Below are 15,949 nucleotides of genomic sequence, written 5' to 3'. Positions count from 1 at the left end.
GCGGAAAGCGCTGTGCTACGAGGACCTTCGCGTTCACTTGGCACTCACGAAGAAGACAGCTGTCGCGGTGATGTTGATGACGAAGAGCGCCATGAACGCATACACAACCGTTTCGTTGACCGCATTGCCTACCCCTTGCGGGCCGCCGCCAACCGAAATCCCCTTGTAGCAGGCGATCAGGGCGGCAGACATCCCGAAGAGCGCGCCCTTGCATAGCCCCAAGATCACATCGGAAAGGCCGGTCACCAATGTCAAGCCGGCTACGAACGCGCCGGGCGTGACATGTTGGACAAAGACGGAGAAGAAGAACGAGCCGACCAACCCGACCATGCTCACCACCGACACCAAAGCGGCGCTGACCAGCGTGGCGGCCAGTACGCGCGGCACCACCAACGACTGCACGGGATTGATGCCGAGGACGCGCAGCGCATCGAGTTCTTCCCGGATGGTGCGTGCCCCGAGATCCGCGCACATCGCGGTGGCGCCGGCACCGGCGATAACGAGCACCGTTACGACAGGTCCGACCTGAGTGATGGCCGCGGTTGCGGTCCCGGCTCCCGAGAAGTCGGCAGCCCCGATGTTGATGAGCAAGATGTTGAGCGTGAACACGATCAACACGGTGAACGGGATCGTCAGCATCAACGTAGGAACTATGGAAACCTGCGCGACGAACCAGGACTGCTTCAAGAACTCTCGCCATGCGAACGGCGGCTTGAACATCAAGGTGAAGGCGTCGAGCGACATGGCGAAAAACTCGCCGATCGAGCGGAGCGGCTTGGCGGCAGCAGAGATTCCGCTCATAGGTGACCATCCACGCAGGCGTCTATAGGCGATGAACAATCGCGGACCTGCCTGAGTTCCGCCTTGCGGGCTGCACACCGACCACCCCGACTGGATCTCCGCGTGCATAGTGGCGTGATGACGTGTCCCGCCAAGCCGGCCCGCGAAAACTGAGCAGGCGGCTCTTTGAACACCGCTGTTGCCACGAACCCTCCCTCAAGCCTTTCAATTGTGTGACTTCCCGCCCCAGTAAGGCCATTTTGTGACCTGGACAACACTAAGGGCGGTCCAACGACTCGTCAACATATTTGTTGAACGGGTATTTGTCTAGTAGACGGCGGCAAGCCGCTAAGTTCGTCGGTTGACCCAGCTCTTCCTCTAGGTCCAGGCGCCGCATACCCGGCCGACGAGGCCGAGGATGTGACCGAAAAGCGGCTTGCAACATCGAGAGTGAGCGAGAGGCCGCAGCCCGCCGGCATCGGACGGACGAACTAGTTCGGCGGACCGGCAGCTCTTGCGCATCAGGCAATCGCACGTGGTAATGCACCAGGATTCAGCGGTGTGCCCCGCCGGCGGCTGCAAGCCGGCGCGCGGCATGCGCGGGGCCTGAGCAGGCGATCACCGCTGGGCCACAACAGTTGTCCGCTCCACAAGAGCCGTCGCGGCGCCCATGACGGACAGAAGCGACACCCACCCGCGGCAACACAGCCCAACAACGCAGAGAGGGCCTTTTCGAATTGGACATCAACGTGTATGTTGATCGCGTGGTGGTCATCGCGGTCCACTCCGCCCGCACTGCAGGTCATCGGCGGTCATTACTCACGCCGCCGCCCCGACCGAGCTGCTTCCTCCGACCACGCGCGGGCTGGTGCTCCGCCGCCAAAACCCTCATCCGCAGGTGGCCTCGTTGACCAGCATTCGAAAGGTAGCGCCGGCACGCCGACAACCGGGACATGGCCGACGACTAGATCAGGTTTGGGCGTCACTGCTTGTGCGGACGACAGCAGCAGTCGTGCTAGTCACGGGATTGGGCGTGGCCGCATTGCCCACACCGGTCTTGGCCGAACCGGTCGAGTCCTTGATGGTCCCTTCCGCGGCTATGGCCCGCGACATCCCCGTGGCCTTCATGGCGGGCGGTCCGCACTCGGTATACCTACTCGACGCATTCAACGCCGGCGGCGCCATGAGTAATTGGGTCACGGCGGGCAATGCAATGAAAACGCTCGCCGGCAAAGGGATCGCCGTGGTCGCACCGGCCGGCGGCGCCTACAGCCTGTACACCGACTGGGAGCAGGACCGCGGCCGACAATGGGAGACATTCTTATCCAGCGAATTGCCGGATTGGTTGTCGGCCAACAAGGGTCTCGCACCAGGAGGGCACGCTATCGTCGGTGCGGCCCAGGGCGGTACCGGCGCAATGATGATGGCCGAATTCCACCCTGATCGATTCCGCTACGCGGGATCGATGTCAGGGTTCCTGTACCCGTCCAACACCGCCGTCAACGGTGCGATCACCGAAGGGATGGCACGTTTCGGCGGCGTGGATACCCGCGATATGTGGGGGCTGCCGCAGCTGGGACGTTGGAAATGGCACGACCCATACGTTCATGCGGAGTTGCTCGCCAACAACAGCACTCGGATCTGGGTGTTCAGCCCTCAAACACTGACGGCCAGCGACCCGGCCGCGATGATCGGCTACGCCGACCAAGCGCAGGGCACCAATCGCCAGTTTTACGCCCAGTACCGCGTCGTTGGCGGGAGCAACGGCCACTTCGATTTTCCGGTCGACGGTGACCACGGCTGGTCCACATGGGGCCCACAGCTGAGTGCTATGGCCGCCGACCTAACAGCGGCGATTCGATAGCTGCAACGGGCGTGGCCGTGACGCGACCGTGGAGCCGGCAGCCGAACCGAGATCGTGTCAATGTCAGCCGCACGCCAGCCATGCTGCACCACAACAATTCTCGCAGCCGTGCTCCCCGCGGGTGGCCACGAATTTGCCGAATCTGAGATTCACGGACCGACCCCCTGACGGCGGCGTGTGCGACCATCCGGTGCTCCAAGCGGTGTACGAGCGACTTCGGGAGATACACCCTGCACGTCGACTCCTCGGCGATTCCGACGAACGACTGCACGGGGTTGCAAGACATCAATGTGCAATAGGGCTGAACTGCCGACGTCACCGCGGCCAACCCCCGATGATTAGTCAACATATATGTTGACGCCCTGCGGGATAGCGCGCATGATGAAGAACGTGAACTGCCAACGGTGCAGCAGCGCGGCCGCTCGGGCATTGCAAACTCCGCCGATGCTGACCCACTGTTCGGCAGGGTCCTTCGTCACCCCGATCGCGGGGACGGCGCATACCGCAGTACGCCTAGGGGCCAACGGCCAGCGGACCGCTGCCGGGCCTCAGCGCGGGCCGCGACGTGCAACGGCCGACGAGGGCCGACGCTGTATTGAGCCGTTGACCTATCGCCAACAACACGAGATGGCACAGGCTTTCGTCGTCGGCTTGGTTCGGGAACCGGCTGCTCCCCGGTGCGAGAAACGGCTCGGGATGCAGCCACCGGCCGCTGTTAGCTCCGAGGAGGAGATCAATTGCGCGTGTTGCGAAAGTTCGATGACATCCCAACTGAACCCGGCACCCACTCACCGGAGTTCATGGCGCACCTGGAGAATTGCGCAGTGGTCAAAGGGGGCATTCCTGCCGGCACCGTGGCCGACCCCCTGCACACCCACAGGTTCGATCAGTTCTACTTCATTTTGGCCGGAACGGTCGACGTCCAGCTGGGAAGCGAAAGGCTGCGGGCCGGGTCCGACACTCTTGTGCGCATCCCGGCGGGCGTTCCGCATTTCGCCCTCAACAACGGGCCCGATGAGGTGGTGCAGATCGAAATCCTCGCTCCAGCCCCTGTCCCGGCAAGTGGAGGGCAGTTGATTCCGATCAAACAATTGGTCGACGAGTTGGGCGGCCCTCCCCCGCCCAGCTGTCTAAAACCGTTAGCGGACAACGGATGGACAGAGATACCTGATCGGCCAATCGCGGTCCAAGTGCTCGCTAACCGTGCATCCGGTTCCCGGCACGCAATGATCGCGGTGGTGCGGATGGCCTCTTCAGTTGAGCCCGCCCAATACAGTATCCACCCCTTCGATGAGTATTATTTCGTCCTCGACGGTGCCATGACGGTGGATGTAGCTGGCGAGACATTCCACGCCGGCCGACACGATCTGGTTGTGGTGCCCGCGCGCACACCCTACCGAACTTGGAATGCCGGCGACCGTCCCGAACGGCACCTAACCATCGCCGCGCCCGAGCCGCCGCCATCGCTGGAGCTCTCGCAGTGGACGGTCGCCGTCGAGTTTTCCCGATCATGAGTACGGCCGCTGTGAATCCTATCGCCAATACCGATCTCAAGGTGTTTCCACTTTGCCTGGGCGGCAACGTGTTCGGATGGACGGTCGACCAGCACGATGCGTTTGCCGTGCTCGACGCCTTCGCCGGTGCCGGAGGCAATCTCGTCGACACATCCGACGTGTACTGGAAATTCAAAGCAGGCAACACCGGCGGTGAATCCGAGACCATCATCGGTGAATGGATGCGCCGTCGCGGATGCCGTGACCAGATGGTGGTTTCGACGAAAATCGGTGCCCTGCACGGGATGACGGGAGGCCTGACAGCACCCAAGATCCGCAGCTATGCCGAGGCCAGCCTCAAGCGTCTCGGTGTGGACACGATCGACCTGCTCTACGCACATGTCGACGATACCGACACCCCCCTCGAAGAGACACTCGCCGGCTTCGACGCGCTGATACGTGAGGGCAAGGTGCGCTACATCGCCGCGTCCCGGTACGACGCCGACCGCCTTAGTGAGGCTGCCGCTATCGCCGAACGCGAGAACCTGTCTTCATTTGTGGCGACCCAGTCGCTTTACAGCCTCGTGGAGCGCCAGTTCGAAGCCAGTCACTCGGAGGTGGTGGCGCGGCTGGGACTGTCGGTCATGCCTTACTACGCATTGGCTGCCGGGTTTCTGACCGGCAAGTATCGTCCGGGCAACGCAGCGGCCAGTGTGCGGGCCTTCGCCGAGAGCAGGCCAGCCAATCCCACTCTCTATCTCGACGAGCACGGACTGACCTTATTGGCTGTGCTCGATGACGTGGCCGCCGCCCACCGCACCACAGTGAGCGCCGTTTCGCTTGCCTGGCTGCTCGCCCAATCCGCAGTGACTGCAGCAATTGCCAGCGCACGAACAGTCGGGCAGCTGGCGGATCTGCTGCCCGCGGCAGAGTTGACACTTTCGGCCGAAGAAGTGCAGCGGCTGCGGGAGGCCTACCCCGGATCGCCGGCGCTGGAGCAGCCATGATCCCTGAGCATGTCGGGCGGTGCACCCGCCCGAAGCGTGAATCATGAAGCGGCGCAATCGGCTTGCCGCATTGGTCGCCCTGACTGTTGCGGTCGGCGTCCTAGCGCAGCCGCGATTACCGGCGGCACACGCCGCCCCCGCACCTGAGGTTGAGTACGTCTACGACGTTATGGTGCGCCGGCACTATGACTTTGCCACTCCCGCGGAGGCCGTCAACTACGGCTATGGAATTTGCGACAAGGTCAGCCAAGGCCAGAGTTATGGCCAAGTGATGGGCGATGTGAAACGCGACGTTACCCCTGCCGACGAATTCGCTGCGAACTACCTGGTCTCCTACGCGGTGAATCTACTGTGTCCTGGCCAGATCTGGCAGCTGCGAAACTCGGCGGGCCACTACCGCCCCCCGGCGGAGTAATCGTCGTACTCGGCAGGATTCGTGACGATGATGATGGTGTGGTTGTGATCGAGCGTACCGGTGGGAGACTGTGAATAGCATGAGCACCGAGCGTGCAAGAGGTGTTCACGCGGCCGTCCCCGGCAGCTGCCCAGACCGTTTGGTTCCTTCCCTTGCCGACGCCGAGATGCGCCCAATCCAAACGCCTTACACACCGCCCTGCGACTTCTAAGGCATTTCCGGACGACGCCGACCTACAAGCGATCGCCGCCCGTTGGGACGCCGGCGTCAGCTGACCAGCGCCAGCGCGTAGGACCGCCGCAGCTTGCCCGACGGTGTCTTCGGAATCATCCCGGGCTCGAGCACGACCACATTCCGGGGCCGGGCGCCAACCTCCACCACGACCTCGTGCACAACCTGACGCTCGATCTGCCGCGCCGCGTCCGGGTCCTGCCACGCCGCGGATTCGACCGCCACGGCGAAGGTTTCGCGAGACCGCCCCGCGTCCAGCCGCACCGCCACCACGCAGCCGGGGCGTACCCGCGGCACCCGCGCAGCAGCCCGTTCGATGTCGGTCGGGTAGATGTTCCGGCCGGCCATCACGATGACGTCCTTCAGTCGGCCGCACACCACGACGCCGCCGGCCTCCGTCAGGTAGCCGAGGTCGCCGGTGTCGTACCAGCCCTGCGCGTCTTGCGCCGACACGAAACCGGCCCGCGTCGCGTAGCCCTCGCTGACCGACTCGCCGCGGACCTGGATGACGCCGACCGCGCGGTGCGGGAGCAGCGCGTCGTACTCGTCGACGATGCGGACCTCCATGCCCGCCAACAACCGCCCGAGCACGGCCAGCCGGCGCGTCTTTCCCCCGGTCGACGGGACGGCCCGGCGCAGCAACGCCAGGAGGTCGGCATCGACCTCGTCGACGACGAGTCCGGTGCCGCACTCGGTGAACGAGGTCGCGACCGTCGTCTCGGCCATGCCATAGGCCGGCAGGATGGCTTCGGGCCGCAGGCCGAAGGGCTTTCCGGCGTCGATCAGGTCCTCGACGTCGGCGGGCTCCACCTGTTCGGCGCCGGACAGCGCCCAGCGTAGCGACGACAGGTCGAACTGGCCGGGCGTGGCCTGCCTGCGGAGGCGCTTGGTCAGCAGGTTGTAGGCGAAGTTCGGCGCGGCGGTCATGGTGCCGCGGTACTTGTCGATCAGCTTGGGCCACAGCAGCACGTCGCGGAGGAAGTCCATCGGCGTGACCTTGACCAGCTCGGCGCCGAAGTACATCGGGACGGTCAGGAAGCCGGTCATGCCCATGTCGTGGAAGAGCGGCAGCCAGCTGACGATGACGTCGGTGTCGGGGTCGACGCGCGCGCCGACGAACATGGCCTCGGCGTTGGCCACGACGTTTCGGTGGGTGATCCGCACGGCCTTGGGGGATCCGGCCGATCCGGAGGTGAGCTGCAGCAGCGCGAGGTCGTCCTCGTCGGTGGCGACGGGCTCAATGGGGCTGCCATCGAGCAGCTCGGCGATGGTCAGCACGCGCAGTCCCCGCTCGGAGAGCAGCGGCGCCGCCGCCATGAACGGGTCGGACACGATCACCGTCCCGGCGTCGATCGTGTCGATGACGGCCGTGGTGTCGGCGGCCCAGCGCAGCAGGTCGGTGCGCGGCGTCGGCTGGTGCAGCATCGTCAGGCTGGCGCCGCGCATCCAGATACCCTGCGCCGTCGGGGCGATCTCCACCGGTGCGCCCGCCAGCACGGCCACGGCATCCCCGTGTCCGACACCCGCCTCCGCCAGCCCGCCCGCGATCCGCTGGGCCCGCTCGTGCACCTCGGCCCACGTGTGCCGCACGGGGTTGTCCGGTTCCCCGGTGACCAGACCCTTGCTGCTGGTGCGGGCGTTGGCGTACATGGTCTCGGTGAATCGGCTCACGGGCTCTTCCCTCACTCGAAATCTGACGGCGCAAAGGCTCCCGTTGCGGGCGGGTGTCCGATGAGAAACGAGTCGCCGGGGTGTGACGGCGATATGGGTGTCAGCCCGTTTAGGCCCCAGAAAGCCGGTCGCTCGGCGTCGAGTTTGTCGGACGCAGCGACTGTATGAACGCGGGCCGGTCATCGTTTCACGGCGCGCCGCGCCGCGGAGGGTGCTGACGCACAACCGTGACCTCGCCGTGACGTACGGCGCTCGTCCACCCGGTCAGAAGCTGGGCTGCGGGCTGTCCGTGCCGCGGCGGTCTCCGCTCGCGAGGAAGTCCTCGATCAGCTCGACGACCTCGTTGGGGGCCTCTACCTGCGGGAAGTGGCCGACGTCGGGCAGCACCTCGAGCCTGCTGTCCGCGCGCGCCTCGTGCGCCGCATAAGCGTGGTCGACGGGGATGATGCCGTCCCGCTCCCCCCAGATCGCCATGACCGGCAGTTCCTCGCGCAGCCGCAGCCTGCTAAGGGCGCTGACCGCCTGCCCGCGGTAGTCGACGACCGACCGCAGGGTCCGCAGGAACGACTGCCGCGTCTCCCGGTCCGACAGCGACGAGTAGGCACTCCACAATTCGGCGCCGCGCGGCGAATGGATCCCGGCGCCCCGCAGCCAGGACCTCAGCTTGTTCCCGACGGTCAGCACCGGCTTGGGCGCGATGACCGGCAGGATGAACTCCGCCCCGGGCGCCGAGAGCAGCCGCAGCACCAGTCCGACGTCGGGGCCCAGGCCGCCGCTGCCGATCAGCACGAGCCGGTTGGCGTAATCGGGGTGCTGGTATACGAACTGCATCGCGACGCCGCCGCCGAGGGAGTGCCCCACCAGCGTGGCCTGGCCGACGCCCAGTTCGTCGAGGAAATCGCGCAGCCACACCGCGAACGCGCCCAGCGAGTAATCGCCGCGGGGTTTGGCCGACTGGCCGTGACCGAGCAGGTCCGGCGCGATCACCCGGTACTTCTTGGACAGCCGCGGTATCACCGAACGCCAGGTCTCCGAACTGCCCGCCATGCCGTGGATCAGCAGCAGGACTTCGCCGCGGCCTTCGTCACGGTAGGCGACGCGGTCGCCGTGCAACTCCAGGAATTTCGGCTCGCTCATGAGCCATGGATACCCGCTTTGCGGCCGGGGAGGTGCCGACGACCGCAAAAGGTGACGGACAACGCTTCGAGCCCGCAAAGATGAAGTACATGACTGAGCCAATGGCGGCCCGGGTGGCCGTCTACCTCGACTTCGACAACATCGTGATCTCGCGGTACGACCAGCTGAACGGTCGTAGTTCCTTCCAGCGCGACAAGGCCAAGGGGCTCGACCAGCATCCGGAGCGGCTGGCCCGGGCCACGGTGGACGTCGGGGCGATCCTGGACTTCGCGTCGTCGTTCGGGACGCTCGTGCTCACCCGCGCCTACGCGGACTGGTCCGCGGAGATCAACGCCGGGTACCGCGGGCAGCTGGTCGCCCGGGCGGTCGACCTGGTGCAACTGTTCCCCGCCGCGGCCTACGGCAAGAACGGCGCCGATATCCGGCTGGCGGTCGACGCGGTCGAGGACATGTTCCGGCTGCCCGACCTGACCCATGTGGTGATCGTCGCCGGTGACTCCGACTACATCCCGCTGGCGCAGCGCTGCAAGCGGCTCGGCCGGTACGTGGTGGGCATCGGCGTGGCCGGCGCGTCGAGCCGCGCGCTGGCGGCGGCGTGCGACGAGTTCGTCATCTACGACGCGCTGCCGGGGGTCCCGGCGCTCGAACCCGGGCCGGCGGCCGACACCGGGGAAACGGTCGCGAAGCGGCGGGGCCGGGGCACCAAGGCGGCCGAACCCGAGGAGCCGGACGTGCCCGACCCGCAAGCCGCAGCCACCGCGCTGCTGATGCGGGCGCTGCAGATCGGCCTGGAGCGCGACGACGTCGAATGGTTGCACAACTCGGCGGTCAAGGCGCAGATGAAGCGGATGGATCCGTCGTTCAGCGAAAAGGCTTTGGGTTTCCGCTCATTCAGCGACTTTCTGCGTTCGCGCTCGGATGTCGTCGAGCTGGACGAGACCTCGACGACGCGGATGGTGCGGCTGCGCATTGAGAAATGAGGAATTAACCCGGCCAATGACGTCGAGTGTGTGGTGGCGGCGTCGAGTGTGCCGCGAGGGCGGCATTTCGTCGCTTTCGCCGACTTGCGCGCACGTTGAACGTCGTGAGCGCACAACCGATCAGGCGCTTGGACAGTGCCGCGCGTCGGACGCAGGACGCTGCCGGCGGCCTTGTCCGAAAGTCGTCCGCGAGCACCGGGCGTATCGTCCCACCGTGATGCAGGTATCGGCGGACAACTTCGCGCGGGCCGAAAGCGACTTGTACTTCGGCAACATCGTCAAAGCTGGGGGCTTCGGCGCGTTCACGCACTTCCGGGAGCTCACGCCGCTCGACGCGCAACTGGTGGTGCGTTCGAACCGCGACACGCTGTACTCGGCGGGCGTCTTCGACCTCGACGCCGGACCCGTGACCATAACGCTGCCCGACGCAGGCGGACGCTTCATGTCGATGCAGGTGATCACCGAAGACCACTACGTGTCCGCCGTCCGCTACGAACAGGGGCAACACGTCCTGACCCGCGCCGACGTCGGCACGCGGTACGCGATGGTGATCGTCCGGGCCCTCGTCGACCCGAACGATGACGCCGATCTGGACGCCGTCCACAAGCTGCAGGATGCCCTCGGGGTGCGGCAGGACGACGCCGGCCGCTTCGAGGTCCCGCAGTGGGACCCGGCGAGCCAGGAGTCGGTGCGCCAGGCGCTGGTTCAGCTCGGCGCCACCTTGCCGGACTCGCACGGGATGTTCGGCGGCCGGGAGGACACCGACCCGGTCCGACACCTGATCGGCTCGGCAACCGCCTGGGGCGGCAACCCGGAACGAGATGCCATGTACCTCAACGGCTTTCCAACCAACAACGACGGCGTCACCGTTCATCGGCTGGTCGTGGACCGAGTGCCCGTCGACGCCTTCTGGTCGGTGACGGTGTACAACAAGGACGGCTACTTCACGCCGAACCCGCAAAACGCCTATTCCCTCAACAGCGTCACGGCCCGCCGCGGCGCCGATGACACGATCACCATCCGGTTCGGCGGCTGCGACGGCGACGCGGCGAACTGCCTCCCGATCACCCCAGGATGGAATTACCTGGTGCGGCTGTACCGCCCACGCGACGAAATCCTTTCCGGCGCCTGGAAATTCCCCGAAGCTCAACCGATTTGATGGGGTGCGGCGTTTTCACGAAGCGATAGCGCCTGTGATATCGCTTCACGGAGAGCGATGACCTCTCGCCGATGGTGCTGGAGTGACCGGCGCGGCGGGGCGGCTCGCCGGGCGACGTGGGCGACCGAACGCCTGTGACGAGATCCCCCCACACACGAGTCGCGGCCACGGTGCGCCGCCTTTACGCTCGTTGGTTACACGCACGTAACGGGGGTCTTATTGATGAACGCGGGCACGGGGCGAAGCTTGTCCAAACACAGGTTCGCCTTGATCGCGTCGGCCGCCTGCCTCATCGTCGCGTCCTGTTCGGAGACGGCGTCACCACCCCCGGCGACGCCGACCACCTCGACTTCCGCCGCCAAGACCACCCCCAAGGGCACCGCCGCTCCCCCGCCGGCGCCGATCACGGGCCCCCTGGAGAAGGACTGGAAAAGCTACGGGGGAACCGCCTACTTCGGCTGTCCGGAGAAGTTCTCGCTGAGCAAATCGGCGCTCGACGACATTCGCCCCAAGATCTTCGACCCCAAGACCGGGCAGTACGGGGCGCCGGCCGTCCCCACGGTCACCGCCGGCGAAAGCCTCACCGGCGCGATGTGCGCGCTGACCGGCACCGCCGACGACATGCGGGTCGTCTATGTGGTCACGACCGCCAAGCCCGCGCAAGGCGCAGAGCCCCAGACGACCAGGACCACCGGCTATGTGTTCGATTCCAAGGCCGGCCAGCCGGTGGCCACCAAAGAGCTGCAACCCCCCATTCCCGACCTCAAACTGGCCCCGGGAAACCAGTGGGGCCTTTTCTCCACCGCCTCCGGCGTCGTGTGGGTCAACGCCTTCACCGACGGACACTCACCCGCGGCGCCGCCACGGACAGTGGTCCTGTCGGGGGCCGACCTGTCGATGGCGTGGAACGACCCCCAGCCCGGCCAGGTCTGGCAGGACGTCCTGTCGTTCCAGCGCAACACCGACCCCGCCAAGACCAGCGGGGCGGAGTTGCGCCGGCCCAGCGGGGAGGCGATCTACCAGGACAACGACATACGGACGGTCGACACCGAATTGGCCGATGGTCCAGACAAGCTGGTGAAGATCACGCATTGGGATTCCTACAGCCCGCCGGCGGTCTCGACGATGTTCTACGATCTGAACGCCAAGTCGCTCATCAAAGTCGGTGATTCGGACCGGGTTTCGGGAGGCGGCCTGTCGGCGACGCTGTCGGACGGGAAACTGTTCGTCGACGGCCACGATTCCGACACCTCGCAATTCGGCTTGGGGGTGTGGAACCTGCGCACCCAGCAGTGGGAGTTCTTGAAGACCCGTGACGAGGCGAAGAAGATGTCGGTCGCCAAGGTGGCGTACTTCGAAGACCACCTCTACATCACCAACACCGGCAACACGTTCTTAGTCCTCGCGCTGCACGCGACCGATCCGCTGTCGACGACGTGGTCGGTCCGGCCTTTCGCACGGCTGTCGGGGTGGACGCTGGTGTGCCGAGGCGAGAACGCCGTCGCGCTCAACGGCGACTGCAAGGACATCGTCATGGTGCAGGACCAGGACGGTCGTTTCCCCGGCCCCTGGTTCTAAGGACGGTCAGCGAAAGCGGACGTTCAACGTCGCCATGCCGAAGATCTTCTGGCCGCCAGACTTCGCCGCGACCAGCACCACACCGCTGCGGGTCGCCGCGTCCAGCGATTTGACCCGCCCGGTGTACTCGATGTCAGCGCCCTCGGCGGCCGACACGATCGCGGGCTGCGACAACCGCACCGTGTACCGGGTGACCGCACCGGGATCGCCGGACCACGCCGACGCGAAGCCGGCACCCAGACCCATGGTGAGCATCCCGTGGGCGATGACGTCGGGCAGCCCGGCCAGCTTGGCGATGCCCTCGTCCCAGTGGATCGGATTGGCGTCGCCGGCCACGCCGGCGTAGTTCACCAGGTCGCCGCGGGACAGTCGGGCGCGATGCGTCGGCAACTCGTCACCGACCTGCACGTCCTCGAAGGACGGGGTCCCGGGCGTGCGGGTCGCACCTTTTTGAGCGATCCGAACCTCGGCTCCGGGCCGCACCGTCTTCTCATACCCGCCACCAGATTCGCCGATTGCGGCGAGGTCCACGTCGTGCATCATGATGTTCGGCACGGCTAACTTGATCGCCGGATCGACGTCTTCGGCGGTGACGCCGACAACGGTGGTGTGCAGCGTGTGCACCCGCTCGCCGTCGGTGTCGGTGAAGGTGTTGGTGACGGTGATGAAATCTCTGCCGGCGGTCCTGCGCACCGACGACAGCTCGACGTCGACCCGCAGTTCGTCGCCGGCCACGATCGGGCGGTGCTGCTCGAAGACTTCTTCGGTTTGCAGGTAGGTGTCGTACCCGACGACCACCGATTCGAACATCCGGCGATTGCAGGCCATGCCGGGTACCGACGTGAACGTCAGGGGCGCCACCAGGTCCGAATAGCCCAGCCGGGCCGCGGCAGCGACATCCCAGTGCGCGGGGTGGTAGTCCTGCACCGCACGGGCGTATTCGCGGACCTTCTCCCGGCCGACCACGTAGGTGCCGTCCATCTGGTAGTAGTGGCCGACTCTCGATTCCAGCGCCGGTGCTTCCGCTGCTGCGGTCATGGATTGCTCAACTTTTCTACCGGCTTGTTCGGTGTTGCCGACCGCAACACACTAACGCGCCCCCGCGGTCGCTATGCACGCCGACGCGCTTCGCCGGTTGCTGGTTACGACTTCCCGCCTGCCACAAACCGTCCTGCCTGCCACAAAGCTTCCTGCCTGCCACAAAGCTTCCTGCCTGCCACAAAGCCGAGGAGTAGCCAACCGCGCTCGCGCCACCCGTTCAGATAACCTATTATCTGCGTATGCATGCAGATAGTCGGGAAGTGCCCCGATGAGCACCGGCCGCGGGCGCCCGCACGACCACGGCCACGCACACCACCATCGGCATGACCCCGACCACTCCCACGGAATTCGCGGCATCGTGGGGCAGCTCCTCGTCCCGCACAGCCACGACGCTGCAGGCAGCGTCGACACCGCCCTGGAATCCAGCGCCATCGGCATCAGGGCTGTCAAGGCCAGCCTGATCGGACTGGGCGCGACCGCGGTCGTGCAGGTCGTCATCGCCGTCGTCTCCGGATCGATCGCCCTGGCCGCCGACACCATCCACAACTTCTCGGACGCCCTGACCGCGGTCCCACTGTGGGTCGCGTTCGCATTGGGCGCCCGCCCGGCGACACGGCGCTATACCTACGGCTACGGTCGGGCCGAGGACATCGCCGGCTTGTTCGTCATCGGCATGATCACGCTGTCGGCGATCATCGCCGGCTACGAAGCCGTCCTGCGTCTGATCCATCCGGTCGCGGTCGGCCACGTCGGCTGGGTCGCCGCCGCCGGCGTGATCGGCTTCCTCGGCAACGAAGTCGTCGCGATGTACCGGATCCGGATCGGCCGCCGGATCGGCTCGGCCGCCCTGGTCGCCGACGGCCTCCACGCCCGCACCGACGGATTGACCTCGCTCGCAGTGCTTTTCGGGGCCGGCGGCGTCGCCCTCGGCTATCCGCTGGCCGACCCGATCGTCGGCCTGATCATCACGGTCGCGATCCTGGCCGTGCTGCGCGGCGCCGTGCGCGACATCTTCCGCAGGCTGATGGACGCCGTGGACCCCGAACTCATCGACACCGCCGAAGCGACGCTGGCCGCGCAGCCGGGCGTCCGCAGCGTGCGCAGGGTCCGGATGCGCTGGATCGGGCACCGCCTACACGCCGACGCCGAGCTGGACATCGATCCCGACACCAGCCTCGACAACGCCCACCGCATCGCGCACGACGCCGAACACCAACTCACTCACGCCGTGCCCAGGCTCGACAGCGCACTCGTACACGCTTACCCCGCGCACACCGATGGGTCACCCGGCTAAATCAAACCGAGCGCCTGCGGAACCATGTACAACCCGAAGCCCATCACGACGAGGCACAGGGTCCATGCGATGTACTTGCGCGGTCCGCGCATGCGCCACTCCTCCGGCAGCGCACGGGATTCCAACGCCAGCAACAGGCCCAGCACAATGGGCAGCAGCAGCGCGTTCATCACCTCGACGTCGACGGCGAGGTTGACCAGGTCGACGCTGGCCAACACGAGCGCGGCGCCGATCACATGGGCGAGCCCGTACGTGATGTAGAACTTGGCGGTGGCGCGGTTGGGGCGCTCGTTGAGGGTGTGCTTCCAGCCGAAGACCTCCGAGAGCCCCCACGCGCCGGCCAGTGAGGCCACGATCGCGGCGACCAGCGCCGCGCCGAGCATGCCCAGCCCGAACAGGACGGTGCCGCCGACGCGGCCCAGGTACGGCGTGAGCGCGCCGGCGATGTCGCCGACTGTGTTCAGGGCGGTCTCGCCGTTGTGGGCCCCGACCGTCGAGGCCATGGTCACCACCACAGCGATCATGATCAGCTGGGTCAGCACCGCACCGGCGGCGGTGTCGCGCCGGGCTTCGCGGATGGTGGCGACGGACAGGTGCTTGTCGACCACCGCGCCCTGCTGGTAGAAGACCATCCACGGCATGATCACCGCGCCGACGTTGGCCGCGACCAGCAGCAGGTACGACGAGTTGCCCAGCGGCATGGACTTCAGGCCCTCGAACAGCGCCGCGGGATCGGGCCGCGCCATCACCATTGCCACGAGGAAGGCCAGCTCGGCCGCGCCGATGACGAGGCCGATGCGTTCGACGCGCCGATAGCTACCGGTCAACGCCAGCGCCAGCAGTGCCGCGGTCGCGACCGGGATACTCACCCAGCGCGAGACCCCGAACAGCTCACCCACCCCGGCCACGCCCGCGAATTCGGTGAGCAACGCCCCGATCGACGACGCGAACAGGGTGAACGCCGAGATCCACGCCCAGAAGCGGCCGAACCGCTCCCTGATCAGCGCGCCGTGGCCCCGTTTGGTGACGATCCCCAGCCGCACCGTCATCTCCTGCACGACATAAAGGATCGGCATCAGGATGAGCTGCGGCAGGACCATGCGGTAGCCCCACTGGGCGCCGGACTGCGAGGCGGTGATCAGCGAGCCCGCGTCGGTGTCGGCGAGCATGACCACCAGGCCCGGGCCCCACACCGTGAGCAGGCCCCAGCGCACCCACCTTCCACGGCGGGGCACCGCGGGCGAAGGCTCGTCCGGCGCGTCGGAGGCCTGTGCGGTTGTTTCGGTCACCCTTGACTGA

13 protein-coding genes are annotated in these 15,949 nt (G+C 66.3%); 8 read left to right on the top strand and 5 right to left on the bottom strand.

Annotated elements, in window-relative coordinates; all coding sequences use genetic code 11:
- Positions 1-33: 33 nt before the first annotated feature.
- Entirely contained in the window at positions 34-801 is a 768-nt protein-coding gene (locus tag G6N56_RS21415; protein ID WP_142280471.1) for an MlaE family ABC transporter permease, read from the bottom strand.
- A gap of 964 nt (positions 802-1,765) precedes the next feature.
- Here G6N56_RS21415 and G6N56_RS21410 point away from each other — a divergent pair.
- From G6N56_RS21410 to G6N56_RS21395, 4 genes are all read left to right on the top strand, one after another.
- The gene (locus G6N56_RS21410; RefSeq protein WP_085254511.1) at positions 1,766-2,644 is read left to right on the top strand and encodes an esterase family protein; all 879 of its coding nucleotides are present in this window, start codon (positions 1,766-1,768) and stop codon (positions 2,642-2,644) included.
- 743 nt (positions 2,645-3,387) lie between these two features.
- Positions 3,388-4,158 (top strand): cupin domain-containing protein, encoded by a 771-nt coding sequence (locus G6N56_RS21405; protein ID WP_085254466.1) that lies wholly within the window; start codon positions 3,388-3,390, stop codon positions 4,156-4,158.
- On the top strand, positions 4,155-5,144 hold the full coding sequence (locus tag G6N56_RS21400; RefSeq protein WP_085254465.1) for an aldo/keto reductase: 990 nt from the start codon (positions 4,155-4,157) through the stop codon (positions 5,142-5,144). The genes G6N56_RS21405 and G6N56_RS21400 overlap by 4 nt, the downstream gene beginning before the upstream one ends.
- A gap of 43 nt (positions 5,145-5,187) precedes the next feature.
- Positions 5,188-5,559, top strand: coding sequence for a DUF732 domain-containing protein (locus G6N56_RS21395; RefSeq protein ID WP_085254464.1), 372 nt, complete (start codon positions 5,188-5,190; stop codon positions 5,557-5,559).
- A gap of 267 nt (positions 5,560-5,826) precedes the next feature.
- On the opposite strand, the gene G6N56_RS21390 is transcribed toward G6N56_RS21395, so the two are convergent.
- Complete coding sequence (locus G6N56_RS21390; protein ID WP_085254463.1) at positions 5,827-7,461, bottom strand: fatty acyl-AMP ligase; 1,635 nt, start codon at positions 7,459-7,461, stop codon at positions 5,827-5,829.
- Between the two features lie 264 nt (positions 7,462-7,725).
- Positions 7,726-8,598: an alpha/beta fold hydrolase gene (locus tag G6N56_RS21385; protein ID WP_085254462.1), complete on the bottom strand. Its 873-nt coding sequence runs from the start codon at positions 8,596-8,598 to the stop codon at positions 7,726-7,728.
- Positions 8,599-8,687: 89 nt separating this feature from the next.
- Between G6N56_RS21385 and G6N56_RS21380 the strand changes: the two genes are divergently transcribed.
- From G6N56_RS21380 to G6N56_RS21370, 3 genes are all read left to right on the top strand, one after another.
- Entirely contained in the window at positions 8,688-9,578 is an 891-nt protein-coding gene (locus G6N56_RS21380; RefSeq protein WP_085254510.1) for an NYN domain-containing protein, read from the top strand.
- 217 nt (positions 9,579-9,795) lie between these two features.
- Entirely contained in the window at positions 9,796-10,737 is a 942-nt protein-coding gene (locus G6N56_RS21375; RefSeq protein ID WP_085254461.1) for a DUF1254 domain-containing protein, read from the top strand.
- A 222-nt stretch (positions 10,738-10,959) separates the two neighbouring features.
- A complete protein-coding gene (locus G6N56_RS21370; protein ID WP_085254460.1) occupies positions 10,960-12,315 on the top strand; it encodes a hypothetical protein in 1,356 nt (451 codons plus the stop codon).
- Between the two features lie 6 nt (positions 12,316-12,321).
- Here G6N56_RS21370 and G6N56_RS21365 read toward each other — a convergent pair whose 3' ends face one another.
- Entirely contained in the window at positions 12,322-13,353 is a 1,032-nt protein-coding gene (locus G6N56_RS21365) for a fused (3R)-hydroxyacyl-ACP dehydratase subunits HadA/HadB (RefSeq protein ID WP_085254459.1), read from the bottom strand.
- A gap of 271 nt (positions 13,354-13,624) precedes the next feature.
- Between G6N56_RS21365 and G6N56_RS21360 the strand changes: the two genes are divergently transcribed.
- Positions 13,625-14,650, top strand: a complete 1,026-nt coding sequence (locus tag G6N56_RS21360; RefSeq protein WP_085254458.1) for a cation diffusion facilitator family transporter — start codon at positions 13,625-13,627, stop codon at positions 14,648-14,650.
- Here the strand turns inward: G6N56_RS21360 and G6N56_RS21355 are convergent.
- A complete protein-coding gene (locus G6N56_RS21355; protein WP_085254457.1) occupies positions 14,647-15,939 on the bottom strand; it encodes an NRAMP family divalent metal transporter in 1,293 nt (430 codons plus the stop codon). The two genes, G6N56_RS21360 and G6N56_RS21355, sit on opposite strands and share 4 nt — an antisense overlap.
- Positions 15,940-15,949 lie beyond the last annotated feature (10 nt).

The sequence above is a fragment of the Mycobacterium saskatchewanense genome (genome assembly GCF_010729105.1).
GTDB lineage: Bacteria > Actinomycetota > Actinomycetes > Mycobacteriales > Mycobacteriaceae > Mycobacterium > Mycobacterium saskatchewanense.
Note: the sequence above shows the minus strand (reverse complement) of the source record. Positions and strands in the feature narration are given on the sequence as shown.